Origin of the sequence: Exiguobacterium sp. s181, assembly GCF_018617125.1 — a bacterium.
GTDB lineage: Bacteria > Bacillota > Bacilli > Exiguobacteriales > Exiguobacteriaceae > Exiguobacterium > Exiguobacterium profundum.
Window position 1 is genome coordinate 370,080 of record NZ_JACSJM010000001.1, and the last position, 14,230, is coordinate 384,309.

Below are 14,230 nucleotides of genomic sequence, written 5' to 3' on the forward strand. Positions count from 1 at the left end.
AAGGAGAGGAGGCGAGGCATATGTGGATTCTCATTCTAGCAGCAGGAATCGTCATCGCGTTAGGCTTCGCGGTTGACAGGCTCGGTTGGTATCACTTGATCTCTGGATACAATACAATGTCGAAAGAGAAACAGGAGCGGGTCGACATCAAAAAAGTGGCGCGACTGATTGCCTGGATGTGTTACGGGATTAGTGCGCTTTTTCTCATCATTGCGCTCATCGAACTGTCTGGTTGGAACGTTCCGCTCGAGCCGTTCTTTCTCGCCCTGATGGTATTCATTGTCGGGATGCTTTGGCGGATGCAGCGCTATGACGGTAACATCTACGATGGAGCGGGGCGCTTGAGGCCAGATGGGAAAAAACGTCTCATTCCAATCATCATCGTCTCTGTCGTATTACTCGTCGGTGTGCCGGCGCTCATGTTTTGGTTCAGTCAACCGACTGAAGTGATCGTGACGGATGAAGCGATCGTGATTGAAGGCAGTTATGGTCGTGAGGTCCCGTTTGATGAAGTGGAAGACGTGACATGGACGACATTGCCGGATATCGCGCGTCGAACGAACGGAGCAGATACGGGAACGCGTCTGACCGGACATTTTCGGACGGAAGCAGGGGAGGATGTACTCCTCTTTATCGACCGTGATGTCGAGCCGGTGATCCGACTCGATTGGTCAGACAAAACAATCTATCTCAATCAGTCTTCGTTTAAAGAAACGAGGCAGTTATATGAGGACATTCGTTCACGCTGAAAAAAGGGACACTCAACGCGAGTGTCCCTTTGTGTTGACCCATGATTCGAATGAGGCTGCGTCCAGGGCGGGTGAGAAGTAGAAGCCCTGTCCGAGTTCGACCCCTTCACGAAGCATGCGTGACAGGTCGCTTTCGGTCTCAATCCCTTCGGCGAGAGCGGTTAGTTGTTGCTCGTTCGCAAAGCGAGAGACGGCACGTAAGAAGGACGTACTTTCTTTCGCCTTTCCACTCACATACATCCGGTCAATTTTCACTTCTTGAATCGGTAGGTGCCAAATCGCTTCGAATGAGGCGTATCCGGTCCCGAAGTCGTCGATTGATAGGCAATAGCCGAGGTCAGCGATATCTTCTAATCGTTCGAGTTCACTCGCATACGACATGATGTCAGAGGACTCGGTCAATTCAATCTTCAATCGGTCAGGTAGCCACGGGTATACCTCAATCGAATCCCGAAGCTTCGCCACGATGGAAGGGTCGACCGAATGGGCCGACAAGTTGAACGACAAGGAGATGTCTTCAAATGAAGTCCCTTGCCATGCGACGAGCTGGGCAATCGTCTGATCGAGAATATTGTGTGAGAGCCATAAGATTTGATCGGAACGTTCCGCGATGCGAATGAACTCGTTCGGTGGGATGACTCCGATGTCAGGATGTGTCCAGCGAGCGAGCACTTCCGCGCCAACGACGCGACCTGTTTTCAATTCGACTTGCGGTTGATACGCGACCGTCAATTCTCCTTTTCGGATGGCATCCGGGAGCGCTTGTTCAATCAGTGCGGCGAGTTGCATCTGGGCTAAAATTTCCGAGTCATACCAAACCGAAGGGGTACGTGTCTCTTTGGCGTGCTGTAACGCCTTCATCGCCTTGAACAGACAGTCGTTGTATGCCCCTTCCGTTTCGGTCGCCCCGATTTGAATATGTACGTTTTGGCGTTTATGGTTGATTGTCACTTCAGTCGGGAAGAGCTCCAACAGCTCATGCTCGTCCTCGTATGAGAAGCCTCGGACATACAACATAAACGTGTCGTCTCGGTATCGACCGAAGAGATGTTGGGCATATTTCGAAAGACGGGACTCGACGGCTCGCGCAAACTCAATCATGAGCAAATCAGCATACGCAGGGTCGTACCAATCAACGAGATGATGATAGTCATGAATCCGGATAAGGATAAATGCACCGTCAATCTCTTGCTTTTCCCACTTGCGAACAAAGCCATATTCATTATAGAGGTTGGTCGCCAAGTCGAAACGGACGAGACGGTCGACCTTCCGTTCCCGTTCGACCCGGTCCGTCTCATCTTCGACGATGAGGTAATACGTCAACTTTTCCTCACGCTTGAGCGGCGTCAGTTTCACATTCAGATAACGGAGATGTTCCCCTTTCAGATGAATGATGAACTGCGCACTCGTCCCATGTTCAGTCACACCTTCGAGCGCTTGCTCGAACAAGCGGCGACCCGTCTCGGTGAACAATTGGTTGATCTCATATAAGTTCCGATCACCGAAAAACTGCCGGAACATCTCGTTGCGCTCAATCAGGTTATACGAGTCATCCATGAGGGCGATGGCGAGTCCCGTCTCAGAGAAGAGAGACGACCAGCGCTCATGGTAACGCACGAGGTCTTGTGAACGATTCTCTAGTTCGTGAACGGTCGAATGGACACTCGTGGCAATCTCGCGTAACTCGTCCTCGATCCCTCGGAAATCATGTGTTTTCGGAAACATCGCTTCGACAGGTTCTAGGCTAGGGTCGATGGCGAGTGCGCGTGCCTTGAGATGCGCCAAATCGTGATTGTAGCGATTGCGTGTATAGTAGAGCAGAAATAGGAGTCCGAGCGATAACAGCAACGTCACCACGAATGAAGTGGTGGCTAAGACTTGATAATGCTTACTTTCTTCTTGAAGCATCGTCTCAGAACTCGAACGGATGGAACGAAGGGCACCATAGGCGTCCTCGTAGACATTCGTTGAATTGACGTAACGAGCTTCTAGAGACGCCTCGCGATTCGCCATATTCGCAAAGGACTGTCCGCTTTCCGCCACGTCGATGACCGCTTTCGACTGCAGTGTCTCATTCGATTCAATGATGGTTTGAACAAGTTTTGCTTCGCCGACAATCAGATCCACGGTGTTTGTGAGTTGACCCGCATCAATCGGGTTACGGAAGAGGGCTTCACGATTCCGCATAAGAATCGATTGCATTCGCATGATGGCATCAGTCAGTTCGTATGCCGCATTCGATTGATTCGTTTGCTCGAGTGCTTGATATAGCCAGCGTCGATTGATGGAACTGATGACATCGGTTGGGACCGCCTCGAATTGTTCAGCCTCGAGAATTTGATTCAACTCATTTGAGAACGTCTGGAGCGTCTCCCGTTCCCGTTCGTTCACACCGTCCTCAAAGTCGTTCAATAAACGCTCATTGTATTGGAGTGCCCGTTCTTTGTACGGTGTGGAGAGGAAGGATGTCGTCGGATTCGACTGCTCCTCATACCGGGTCGCCGCTTCGAAAAGAGAGACGTATGCTTCGACACCAGCTAGGTTTGCCGCTTGATTCAAATTCGTAATCGTCTGGTCGATGGCTTCTTGTTTTTCATGCCAATAAAAACTCGTGCCAAGTCCAAACAACAGGACACCGATGAGACAAGCAATCGCGAGCGCCATCGTGTAGGTACGGTATGGAATTTTTGCAAAACGGGGTTGGCCCATCCGGCACCTCCTTTTTTCCTTCATCATACTTCCGAATTCGGGTCAAGCGATAAAAATCCTGCAATACGAAAGAAAAACCCGACTTTTGTCGGGTTTTTTGGCGTGACCAAAGTCACGGTCGCTTATAACCGATTAAGCGTGACTGCCAATACGGTTCTTTACTGATTTGGTTGTATCCTAATCCAGATGAACCGGCATGGATGAACGTATCGGAATTGATCATGATACCCATGTGCGATGGCCCGGCGGTATATGTGTTTTCGAAGAAGACGAGGTCACCGGCTTGCGGGACGAATGACTTGGGCAATTGAGGTCCGAAATAAGCACCACCCCAATAATTAGCCACGTTTGTCCGTGGGATGCTGACGCCGGATTGATTGAATACATAATAGATGAGTCCTGAGCAATCGAATCCACCATTTGCCGGGCTTGATGATGCCCATACGTACGGTGTGCCGACGAAGCGTTTTGCCACATCGATGGTCGAAAGCCTAGTAGCTTGGGCACTTTGCCCTTTGATTTCAGCGACGGCTGATTTTGCGACGAATCCTGATGCGAGACGATAGTGGGTCGATGTCTCCCCGATTACGTTCAAGAGTTCTCCCCGAAGTGTCGAGCCGACCGTGCTACTCGACTCGTTCGCCTGTGACCGAATCGATGTTGGATAGTACGTATAATATGAATTCGAATCATAAGAACCTTCAACCCAAGACGGGCCGTCTGCCGAACCTTTCGGGATGGTTTTCACATAAGCCGAGGCGACAAATCCTACCGTATTCCCGTAATAGATTTGAAGCCAGCCTTTTGACGACTGGACGACGCGCAACGTCTGTCCTGCTTTGACACTCCCGATGATGGTCGCGCTCGTCGATGCGCTCGAACGTACGTTCAAGGACGGTGTGTTGACGATATAATCGACAGCCGCATTACCAGCACCGGCATCGCCTTCGTTCGGAGCCGGGTCACTCGGTGTCGTGGACGTCTCTTTCAAATAGCCGGCACTCACGTATCCCGACTTCCCGTTATATGTGACATAGTACCAGCTACCGGACTGCTTCGTCGCCTTGACGACGGTGCCGTTCGGGATGGTCGTGACGAGGGCGTAACCGATGCCCGCACCTTGCCGAACGTTCAAGTTCGCGGTCGTGACGAATGATTGGTTCATGGTTTGTTCTGTACTCGGTGTTGTCGGTGTCGCCACTCCTGATGTTGTTAAATATGTATTGGCGACATATCCTGTTTTCGACCCATACTTCACTTTCGACCATGACCCTTCGACAGATAAGACGGTCACGGTTTTGCCTTTTGGAATCGTGAGCAATACGGTCGTCTTCGTCGACTTCGACGAACGCAGATTCAAGTTGGCTTTCGTTTGAGCTGTAGTCGAGCTCGGTGTGACCGTTGTTGGTTTGTCGGTACTGCTCGACATAGATGCCTTTTGCAAATAATCGTTATGCACCCAACCGGTCTGTCCGCCGTAACTGACTTTCGTCCATGAACCGTTTGATTGGATCGGTGTGAGCGCCGTACCTTTTGGAATCGTCAAGAGGACACGATGCCACGTTCCCCCGGCGACCCGCATGTTCAATGCGTGTGTCGTCGTGACGCGGTTCGTACTCGCCGTGGTTAACGAGGAACCACCTGTCGCAGCAGAGGGACTGCCTGTGAGCTTTAGTTTTTGACCGATGCGAATGTGATCGGAAGAGAGACCGTTCAACGATTTAATCGTCGCAACGGACACATCATAGGACCGACTGATCGACCATAACGTATCACCCGAACGCACCGTATGTGTGCTCGCCGCTGCTGCTTCGTCTGCGTGGGCAAGCACGCTGACCGCTGCGAGTGCCGCGAATGAATAGGTGAGACCAGACTTTGGATTCATAGCGTCACATCCTTTCAAAGAGTGAGAACGAAACAATTTAACAATTGAAACAATACAAGTTCATTGTACGGTGCAAAGAAATAGGCAAGCAATGGGACAAAAGGTCAATTCGCGTCTCTTTCTTAAAAAGAAGGTCAATAATTTAGAAGTGGGAATAAATCCCTGTTTCATCACTTGAAAAAAGAAGGAAGTATTGACTTTCTGTTGAATTTTGAAAACCGTTGAATCGGTTGATTCGTGCTATCATTAGGTCAAATTTAAATGGGTGAGGTAGCAGACTGATGATCGAGAACAACTTTTCAAACCGAGTATATCGTAAACATCAAGAGAAACTGTTCGCGCTCGTACGGATGCCGATTGTAACGGAAGAAACGGTGCAGGAGGCAATTCTGTATATGTGTGAGATTGTCGCCGATATGTTGGCAGTCGATACAGTCTCGATCTGGCATTTTGATACATCGTATCGATCTATTTCATGTCAAGTCGCTTATTCTCACGAATCAGGGACACATCATCCGAAGTTGACGGTCCAGCGTGAACTTGCGCCTGACTATTTTGATGCGCTTCAAACAGAGCGAATCCTTTCGTTTGAGGATGTTCGCAGTCATCCATGGGTGAAGGACTTGTACAAAGAGTACTTTGTAGAAGGAAAGCGTGTGTACTCCATGCTAGATGCTCCGATTTATGCAAACAATCGTGCCACAGGTGTGATTTGTTGCGAGACGTTTCTGCCTCGGGAGTGGAACTATCTTGAGGAATTGATTGTGAGTACACTTGCGGATTTTATTGCCATCCTGTACTTCCGGCTTGACCGGCAGCTTGTGGATGAACGGATTCATCAGTTAGCCTACACGGACGAACTGACAGGTTTGATGAACAAATATGCATTTGTCGAGGAAGTCGATCAATTACGTCAACAAGCGAGAGGGTTTTTAGGAGCAGTTTTATATATTCGAGCAGACGATTTTCGGTCTATTGAGGATGCGATTGGAACCGAAACATCGAATTTGATCGTGAAAGAAATGGCGAAACGACTACGAGCAGTAATCGATGAATCTAGGATGGCACGTACCTCGCAATCGGGATTTGTCATTTGGGTACCTTACGGGGAACGGAGGAAAATACGTTCGTTTGCAGAACATTTATGCGAGCAAGTGACGCGTGCGCCATATCGAGTCAATGAATTAGACGTTGTACTGACGACGAGCGCATTCATCTCCATTGAACATGAAAGTCGATCTACTTTGGATATGATTCATACAACACGTGTCGTTGCAGGTCAATCAGATGAGAAACGTGGGGTCATCAAGTTTTTTGAAGAGGCCATGGCGCAAGAAGCATCTGAGAGACTCTTGTTAGAGATGAATTTACGTACTGGTGTGATATCAGGTCAGTTTGAACTGTATTTCCAACCGAAAGTGAATGCTTCCTCAGGTAAACTGAAAGGGTTTGAAGGGTTGATGCGCTGGAATCACCCAGAGCGAGGTCTCGTGCCGCCGCTCGACTTCATTCCGCTTGCCGAATCAACTGGTGTCATCATCGACTTAGAGGAATGGGCGTTCGTGACGGCCTGTCGCCAACTCAAACGTTGGCATGAACGGGGAGACCGGTATGAACTCGCCCTCAATTTATCGGCGCGTCACTTCTTATCCGAAGGGGTCGTCGAAAAGTTTGCCCAGATCGCACGGGAAGAAGGGGTCAGTACGAGTTATTTGACCTTAGAAATCACGGAAAGCGTCGGGATGGAGAACCAGAAACACGTCATCGATCGTTTTGTTGCATTCCGAGAAGAAGGTTTTTCCATCTCGATTGACGACTTCGGGACAGGGTTCTCGGCGTTCGTCTACTTGAAGCATTATCCGATTCATGAGATCAAAATCGATCGCCAGTTCATTCAAGTGACCGAGAATGACCCGACCGGCAACGTCATCGTTGAATCGATTGTCGATTTGGCCCGTGGCTTGAACTTGAAGACGGTGTGTGAAGGCGTCGAGACGCTTGAACAGTGGAACGCGTTACGCGAACTCGGCTGTGACGAGATGCAAGGATATTATTTCTCTAGACCGTTACCGCTTGAAGAACTGGAAACATGGATTGTTGACTATACGACACAGACAAGGGACGCCTGAGCGTCCCTTTTAGAATTGTATATCAATATCGTTTACTCTTATAACTTACTAAAGTATAGATTGGGGACTCAAATACAGATGAATAGCTCGACGCCACAACAGTCAACTCATGAACTTACTTTTTTTAGCCAATTCAAGAATTGTATCTTGTTAGGGTTATTGGGAATTTTGTTGGGATGCTTGGATCAATATGCGAGTAGTTCCCCCTTGATTGATTTTGATACTACACTTGAGTTTTGGCTATTCCTAGTGACATTAGTAGCTGTGTTTAGCAAGTCACGATTAAACGCTTCCATTCATTCGATTATTTTGCTTGTTTCCACAGTTTTAGCTTATTACCTAATGTTCTATTTGAACTTAGGATTCTTACCATATCAACTATTTGGAATATGGCTAACTATCGCAGTCCTATCCTCTGTCTATGCGTTAATCATTTGGAATGCCGGTCAAAAAGGGATAGGCGCCGCAATTTTAAGCTCAATACCTACTGCCTTTCTATTCAAACGAGGCTACTATTTTCTTCCAGATCTTTTATTTAACTCTGAAGCAGCTCAAGTACGTATTCACTACTTTGGTATCGATATTCAAAGTGGATTTAATCTTGTGACTGCGGTTGTGCTTTATTCAATATTTTTTAAGATAACAGAACATCGAATCATTTTAACTGTTTCTACAGTGATCATATTCTTCATTTTTAAAGAAACTGGCATCCTCTCGTTTCTTCCCTTTTAAGTTGAAATGAAGTGGGTGCTTTTTGTATACAGTCTGCAAGGGACGCCTGAGCGTCCCTTTTGTTATGTCATGAATGTGATTCGAATCGAAGTGCCGTGTCCCGGTGCACTGTCGACTTCTATTTTCCCGCCGTGGGCTTCGATGATGTCCCGTGAGATGGCCATGCCGAGACCACTTCCGCGTGCATCGTCTGTATTCGTGCCTCGGTAATAGCGTTCAAAGATATAAGGCAATTCGGATTCTGCAATCCCATTTCCATCATCTCCAATCGTCACGACGTCACCGTCGACTCGAACGGTCACCTCATATGTGGAAGTGTCCCGTGCGGACGTGCCGCAGTCGATTACGAAAAAGTGAGTAAAAAAAGCCATTCGTCATGACCTTCATGGCGGATGGCTTTTGCCTGTTCAGACGACAGGCGCCTCATAAGCGTTTAGTTCGAGTTTTAATATGTACGTTAGTTCATGATGCACCAATTCGGAGAAGTTCGTCTTTTTGACGTGTGTTCGTGGGCGCAATCCGCATTCCAATGCGATGTCGACAATGGTACGAATCTGATTTTCCGTATAGAATCGCTTCCGACCAAACGTGAACGGGGTCGGCGGCAAGACGCCATCGGTCTCCCACTTGATCAATTGCTGTTGGCTGCGTGGGATGCCGGCCACACTAAAGGCGCGGCTCAATTCTTTGAGCGGATAGACAATCAAATGTTGCTCTTTATACGAAATTGGTTTTCCTTGTTCCGGCCGGTATGTATCCCATTCGGTCGCTGAAAACGTCAGGTCGGCTTGGTCGAAGTCGTGTTGAGCGGAAGGAATTGAGGCAAAGCTTGCGAGGTCTAGGCTGTTCATCGTGTATGTCTCCTTCTTCAAGACTGACTAGTAAAATTCAAAAAATGCCCTCCTACGTATCGTACCCCATTTACAAGAATTTAACTTACAGTTTTTTCAAATATGGGGAATAAATCATGGTACTTTTGACGTATTTTTGAATGCTGTCTGCCGAAGATTAAGATACCCTAATTGGTATGAAAACTCAAGGGAAGCAGTCAACATTTGAAAAATGAATAAAAATTCAGAGGTTTTGGGACTATCGTCACTCATTGTTATATAAAAATAGAATGAGCACTTTCTTTGTGAAAGCGGTTAATAAGGGCGAAGGAGGTGAGACAGATGGCAGCATATCGAGAAACAGCGACGATACTTTATTTGGATGCCCGGCGACAACTCGACGGCAAAGAGAAAAAGCAACTCGTTCGCTATGGACCGCTTGGAAGTCGGATGGATGAGGCACGGATGAAACAGTTTGGTGACTTGATCAAGGCACTGATTGATGTGGAATCCGCCAACTACATCGTGGCCCAAGAATTTCTAGTGTATTAACAGGGAGGACTTATGAAGAACCGCACTCGTCCCGCCGCCGATCCTCGGCACGATGAGCAGGTGGTCACATGAGTTGGCCCGAACTCATCTCCAATTTGGGGTTCCCCATCGTCGTCTCACTCTATTTGCTTCATCGGATTGAGACGAAGCTCGATCGCATGATCCAGCTGCTCGAACGAATGGATACCTCGACCGTATCAGAAACCTAATCCCCTATTGAAAGGAGCCATCCCCCCATGGCTGTCTTAACAGAGAAGAAAGCAACGTTCGTGTTGACGACGCATCATGACGTACAAACAGCAAAACCGACGAAAAAAGCACAACGGTTCGGTCCGATTCGTGCCGACCTGACGGCAGATACGATTGACGCGTTCGGTCGTCTCTTGATCGACCTCGTCATTCAAGAGGAAGCAGACCTCGGCATCGTCCGTGAATACGATTTAGTCTAACCCATACACTAAGGAGGAGAATCACCCATGACTGACACAAAACTTGAAATCTCATTTTTAGATGCATTCCATAAGGTCGTACGCTTCCGCTTGAACAACGTGAAACAACCGGTCGACGCCCAAAAAGTAGAAGCGCTTGCTGACTTCATGGTCGCCAACGATCCGCTCGCGAAGAATGTGATGGAGTGGACCGAAATCAAGATGATTGAAGGTACGCAGACGGTATTGAGTGAGAAATAATCGATGGAAAGGTGACTCTTGCAGTTTGAGTCACCTTTTTTTAAGTTTGGTCAATCCTCTTCATTATTTTCTGAAAATTGTCGATAGTATAGGAAACACTGCATGATTGAGAGGGGAATACATAGATGGCATGGAAATCAACATGGTCTAAAGCACTGAACCGGATCAAACGAAAACCGACATGGACGTGGAAACCGACACTCAAGTGGAAACGCGGAGAGAAGCGTGAACGGACCACATCTTTCGGGGCGAACATCGGGAGGAATTTAACGATTCGTCAAAAATTATGGGGTCTCGTCATCGTATCGCTCGTCATGGTCATTGGCGTCGGCGGCTACGCGCTATTTTCAATGAGTGGCGCGAACCGTCAGGTGGACGACATCGTCAACAACTGGAACAAAGGACTCGACTACGCGCACGAACTCAATACGCTCGCTGCGAATTATCGGACGCTTGAGCTCGATCATATCGTGACGGAGGATGCGGCACAAAAAGAAGAACTCATGACACGAATGAAAGAGATTCGTGACGAAATCAATACGATCGCACCAAAGTATGAAGGACGAGCCGTAAACGCAGAAGACAAGGAACTTTTTACGAATTTCTCGCGTCAATGGGAGATGTATCAACGTGTCTCGGACAACATGTTGACGTTCAGCTCAACGGGTAACACAGGGATGGCCCGCTCATACTATGATGCGCAGTCCAAATCTACATATGACAACTTCACACAAAAACTAGCAGACCTTGTCGCCTACAACTCAGAAGGGTCGCAACGTGTCGGTCAGAACATGGAAAGTGAATTCATGCAGTCTCTCATGGCGTTGATTGCCGTGACGGTTGGGGCCGTGGTGATTCTCTTGTTCCTCGGACTCAGCCTGTTACGCTCGATTATTCGACCGATGCAAACGCTCCAGACACGCTTTGATGAACTCGCGACACAAGGTGGGGATTTGACGATGACGATTCCCGTCACGTCGAACGACGAGATCGCACAAGTCAGTCGTTCGTTCAACACGTTCCTCGCCACACTTCGTGAGATTATGATCGATGTCGACGAGACGGCGAAAGTCGTTCTCTCGTCTTCAAAAGATGTATCCGCTGAAGTGACGCGACTCAGCCACTATATGGAAGAGACGTCGGGTACGGTCGAAGAATTGACGGCTGGTATGGAAGAAACGGCAGCCTCTTCACAAGAAATGAGCGCCTCGACGACCGAGATGGGTAGCTCGATTGACTCGATTGTCGATCTATCAAACGAGAGTGCCGATACGGCGAATCGAGTCGAGACACGAGCACACGAGATGCGGGAGCAAGCCGTTGTTTCGAAAACAGAAGCAGTGGCAATTATCGAGAAGAAACAGGTCGAGCTCGCAGAAGCCATCAAAGGGGCCAAGTCGGTTGAAGAGATTCGCGTCTTGACGACAGCTATTCTTGCGATCGCCGACCAGACGAACTTGCTCGCCTTGAACGCATCGATTGAAGCGGCACGGGCAGGGGAAGCGGGTCGCGGATTCGCGGTCGTCGCATCCGAGATTCGCAAACTGGCGGAAAACTCACGTCAGACGGTCAACGAGATTCGTGACGTGTCAAACACGGTCATCGATTCGGTCGAACGACTCAACACGAGTTCGGCAGACATGTTGACGTTCCTCAATACGAAAGTCATGGCCGACTACGATCGTCTCGAAGATGCCGCAACGCAATACGAACAGGATGCAACAGTATTCGGTGAGACGGCGAAGACGTTCGAAGGTAACGCGCTTCAACTTCGCCATATGACGGACAACATTCTTGGGGTCATTCAAGAAGTAGCGACGACCGTGACAGAGGGCGCGGACGGAACGCAGTCGATCTCAGAGAAAGTTCAACTCTCGGTCGAGCGTTTCAATGACGTTCAGGCGAAGATGGGCGAAACAGAAAAACGGGCGACCGAACTCTCAAATCGCGTGGCGCAATTCAAACTATAAGCAAGTCTCAGAACCAGGCAGATGTCTGGTTCTTTTTTTATGTATGCCTCGGAAAATAAAAAGATAGGTCAATACGTAAATGAATTTCAAATTGTTGGTACAAATTAGGCTGTTGCGTCCGATATAAAAATGGCAGTACATAAAACAGAAAGAAAAAGAGGTGGAAGAGGAGAGGTCTCCTCGTAGTACGTGAAAAAGATGTGGAACACATGGACGTTATCAAGAAAAATCATGGCAAGTGTCGGCTTGATCCTGATTCTGACATTGGTCGGGATGGCCTATAATCTGTGGACGCTCGACCGGATGACGAGTCAATATGAACACATGATTTCAAACGATGTCATGAAGATGAAAGCGGCGGACGATTTGGCGCTCGGGATGGTGCGCCAGGCGTATGGGGTTCGTGGGTATGTGCTCGTACAAGACGATGAACGGAAACAACAAATCACTCGTGGTGGAGAAGAGAAGAAAGCCGCCATCGAATCGTTGATCGAACTCGCGGACAACGAGTCCGAACGAAAAGAATTTGAATCGTTACTCGAATATGCGACTGGATATGACGAGTTGGCGACTCAAGCCATCACGGCAATCGACTCAAAAGATCAAGAAGCGATTGATCGTTTGACACTACGTCTCATGCCAGACGTGACGAAATCGATCGCATCGACCGGAGACGCATTGCAGGCCGAGACGGAAGAGAAGATGTTGGCGATGCAGATGGAGCTCCAAGAAGCGAGTCAGCGTGCCTTCTGGTACTCGGTCTTCATCGCCATCGTCAGTTTCGTCCTGACGATGGGCGCCGGATATGCCATCAGCCGTATGGTGACGACACCGCTCCGTTTCTTAGCGAAAGAAGTAGAAGTAGTCGCGGAAGGTGATTTGACACGTGAGGATCTTCAGACGCTCACACAAGATGAAATCGGACAATTGATGACCGGCTTCAACCGCATGAAGGGTAATTTGCGTGAACTCATTGACCGCGTCACCCAAAACGCACAGGAAATCACAGCACAATCGGAAGAACTGTATGCGAGTACGGAAGAGATGGCGTCACAGACGGAGGAAACGACACGTCTCATCGACCGAGTCGTGGAAGAAACGGTCGCGCAGGCGAAAGAAGCGACTGGAACATCTCAAGCGGTGGCTGCTGCCGATGAAGGCATCGGTCGTATCGCTGGATCGATTGGCTCGATTGACGATGATGTGTCACAGAGTTTGAAGCTCGCCGAAGAAGGTGGTGCGACGATGGCTCAGGCGAAAGACGAGGTGCTCGCACTGGAGCGGGAGACACGTCTGACGGGAGAATCGATTTCGGCATTGAAGCAACAGTCTGACGAGATCGCCCTTATTACCGAGGTCATTCAATCGATCACCGACCAGACAAACTTGTTGGCATTGAACGCGGCCATCGAAGCGGCACGTGCCGGTGAGCAAGGAAAAGGGTTCGCCGTCGTTGCAGAAGAAGTGCGTAAACTTGCCGAGCAGTCGAAGCAGTCGGCGACACAGATCGCCGGGTTGATCGAGTCGATTCAGACACAGTCGAACGCCGTTCTCGACCAACACGTCGTCAGTGCGAAACGCGTCGAGACGAACACGTTGTTGCTCGAACGAGCGACACGCGCGTTCGAACAGATTGTCAGTCAGCTCGAGACATCAGTCGATAATACGTCACATATCCGCATCGCCTCGCATGAGATTGCGGAGACGACGAAACAAGTCGCGACGTCCTCTCTTCAAATGTCACAAGACAGTGAAGGGATGGCCGACACAATGCGTACGGTCGGTGAGACGGCTGACGCCCAACTCGCGATGATCCAAGAATTGAACGGTGTCGCTGAATCACTCGGCAATATGACGAGTGACCTGCAGACACTGATTGGTCGATTCACGACATAAGTTGAAAGCCCTGTCTCCTTGGAGTCAGGGCTTTTCGTTCACATCGGAACGATTCGCGATGAAGAAAGTGGGGAATCAACAACAAGGTA

At 48.9% G+C, this 14,230-nt stretch carries 13 protein-coding genes; 9 read left to right on the plus strand and 4 right to left on the minus strand.

Annotated features, from left to right (window positions below; translation table 11 throughout):
• Positions 1-20 precede the first annotated feature (20 nt).
• Positions 21-749: a DUF3784 domain-containing protein gene (locus tag KNO70_RS02035; protein ID WP_159562879.1), complete on the plus strand. Its 729-nt coding sequence runs from the start codon at positions 21-23 to the stop codon at positions 747-749.
• A 12-nt stretch (positions 750-761) separates the two neighbouring features.
• Here the strand turns inward: KNO70_RS02035 and KNO70_RS02040 are convergent, their stop codons facing one another.
• Together KNO70_RS02040 and KNO70_RS02045 are read right to left on the minus strand one after the other, a co-directional pair.
• Entirely contained in the window at positions 762-3,458 is a 2,697-nt protein-coding gene (locus KNO70_RS02040) for an EAL domain-containing protein (protein ID WP_214811014.1), read from the minus strand.
• 112 nt (positions 3,459-3,570) lie between these two features.
• Entirely contained in the window at positions 3,571-5,343 is a 1,773-nt protein-coding gene (locus KNO70_RS02045) for an SH3 domain-containing protein (protein ID WP_214687431.1), read from the minus strand.
• Between the two features lie 281 nt (positions 5,344-5,624).
• On the opposite strand from KNO70_RS02045, the gene KNO70_RS02050 reads away from it, so the two are divergent.
• Together KNO70_RS02050 and KNO70_RS02055 are read left to right on the plus strand one after the other, a co-directional pair.
• On the plus strand, positions 5,625-7,472 hold the full coding sequence (locus KNO70_RS02050; protein WP_214811016.1) for a sensor domain-containing phosphodiesterase: 1,848 nt from the start codon (positions 5,625-5,627) through the stop codon (positions 7,470-7,472).
• Between the two features lie 78 nt (positions 7,473-7,550).
• Positions 7,551-8,204, plus strand: a complete 654-nt coding sequence (locus tag KNO70_RS02055) for a hypothetical protein (protein ID WP_214757900.1) — start codon at positions 7,551-7,553, stop codon at positions 8,202-8,204.
• Positions 8,205-8,266: 62 nt separating this feature from the next.
• On the opposite strand, the gene KNO70_RS02060 is transcribed toward KNO70_RS02055, so the two are convergent.
• Both KNO70_RS02060 and KNO70_RS02065 read right to left on the minus strand, forming a co-directional pair.
• Positions 8,267-8,575 (minus strand): sensor histidine kinase, encoded by a 309-nt coding sequence (locus KNO70_RS02060; protein WP_251030059.1) that lies wholly within the window; start codon positions 8,573-8,575, stop codon positions 8,267-8,269.
• Positions 8,576-8,611: 36 nt separating this feature from the next.
• Positions 8,612-9,055, minus strand: coding sequence for a MerR family transcriptional regulator (locus KNO70_RS02065; protein ID WP_214685903.1), 444 nt, complete (start codon positions 9,053-9,055; stop codon positions 8,612-8,614).
• A gap of 321 nt (positions 9,056-9,376) precedes the next feature.
• On the opposite strand from KNO70_RS02065, the gene KNO70_RS02070 reads away from it, so the two are divergent.
• From KNO70_RS02070 to KNO70_RS02095, 6 genes are all read left to right on the plus strand, one after another.
• Positions 9,377-9,586 (plus strand): hypothetical protein, encoded by a 210-nt coding sequence (locus tag KNO70_RS02070; protein WP_214811018.1) that lies wholly within the window; start codon positions 9,377-9,379, stop codon positions 9,584-9,586.
• A gap of 68 nt (positions 9,587-9,654) precedes the next feature.
• The gene (locus KNO70_RS02075) at positions 9,655-9,795 is read left to right on the plus strand and encodes a YvrJ family protein (RefSeq protein WP_012727209.1); all 141 of its coding nucleotides are present in this window, start codon (positions 9,655-9,657) and stop codon (positions 9,793-9,795) included.
• A 27-nt stretch (positions 9,796-9,822) separates the two neighbouring features.
• Entirely contained in the window at positions 9,823-10,035 is a 213-nt protein-coding gene (locus KNO70_RS02080; protein ID WP_147538794.1) for a hypothetical protein, read from the plus strand.
• 27 nt (positions 10,036-10,062) lie between these two features.
• Positions 10,063-10,275: a DUF2922 family protein gene (locus tag KNO70_RS02085; protein WP_031422462.1), complete on the plus strand. Its 213-nt coding sequence runs from the start codon at positions 10,063-10,065 to the stop codon at positions 10,273-10,275.
• Positions 10,276-10,400: 125 nt separating this feature from the next.
• Positions 10,401-12,245 carry a methyl-accepting chemotaxis protein gene (locus tag KNO70_RS02090; protein WP_214811019.1) on the plus strand — a complete coding sequence of 615 codons (1,845 nt, stop codon included), beginning with the start codon at positions 10,401-10,403 and terminating at the stop codon, positions 12,243-12,245.
• 198 nt (positions 12,246-12,443) lie between these two features.
• The gene (locus tag KNO70_RS02095) at positions 12,444-14,141 is read left to right on the plus strand and encodes a methyl-accepting chemotaxis protein (RefSeq protein ID WP_214811022.1); all 1,698 of its coding nucleotides are present in this window, start codon (positions 12,444-12,446) and stop codon (positions 14,139-14,141) included.
• Positions 14,142-14,230 lie beyond the last annotated feature (89 nt).

Excerpts from the sequence above, each read along its gene's own strand:
- KNO70_RS02075 (WP_012727209.1), top strand. The coding sequence starts at position 9,655 with ATGAGTTGGCCCGAACTCATCTCCAATTTGGGGTTCCCCATCGTCGTC.
- KNO70_RS02045 (WP_214687431.1), bottom strand. The coding sequence starts at position 5,343 with ATGAATCCAAAGTCTGGTCTCACCTATTCATTCGCGGCACTCGCAGCG.
- KNO70_RS02035 (WP_159562879.1), top strand. The coding sequence starts at position 21 with ATGTGGATTCTCATTCTAGCAGCAGGAATCGTCATCGCGTTAGGCTTC.
- KNO70_RS02050 (WP_214811016.1), top strand. The coding sequence starts at position 5,625 with ATGATCGAGAACAACTTTTCAAACCGAGTATATCGTAAACATCAAGAG.
- KNO70_RS02060 (WP_251030059.1), bottom strand. The coding sequence starts at position 8,575 with ATGGCTTTTTTTACTCACTTTTTCGTAATCGACTGCGGCACGTCCGCA.
- KNO70_RS02055 (WP_214757900.1), top strand. The coding sequence starts at position 7,551 with ATGAATAGCTCGACGCCACAACAGTCAACTCATGAACTTACTTTTTTT.
- KNO70_RS02080 (WP_147538794.1), top strand. The coding sequence starts at position 9,823 with ATGGCTGTCTTAACAGAGAAGAAAGCAACGTTCGTGTTGACGACGCAT.
- KNO70_RS02095 (WP_214811022.1), top strand. The coding sequence starts at position 12,444 with ATGTGGAACACATGGACGTTATCAAGAAAAATCATGGCAAGTGTCGGC.
- KNO70_RS02065 (WP_214685903.1), bottom strand. The coding sequence starts at position 9,055 with ATGAACAGCCTAGACCTCGCAAGCTTTGCCTCAATTCCTTCCGCTCAA.
- KNO70_RS02085 (WP_031422462.1), top strand. The coding sequence starts at position 10,063 with ATGACTGACACAAAACTTGAAATCTCATTTTTAGATGCATTCCATAAG.
- KNO70_RS02090 (WP_214811019.1), top strand. The coding sequence starts at position 10,401 with ATGGCATGGAAATCAACATGGTCTAAAGCACTGAACCGGATCAAACGA.
- KNO70_RS02070 (WP_214811018.1), top strand. The coding sequence starts at position 9,377 with ATGGCAGCATATCGAGAAACAGCGACGATACTTTATTTGGATGCCCGG.
- KNO70_RS02040 (WP_214811014.1), bottom strand. The coding sequence starts at position 3,458 with ATGGGCCAACCCCGTTTTGCAAAAATTCCATACCGTACCTACACGATG.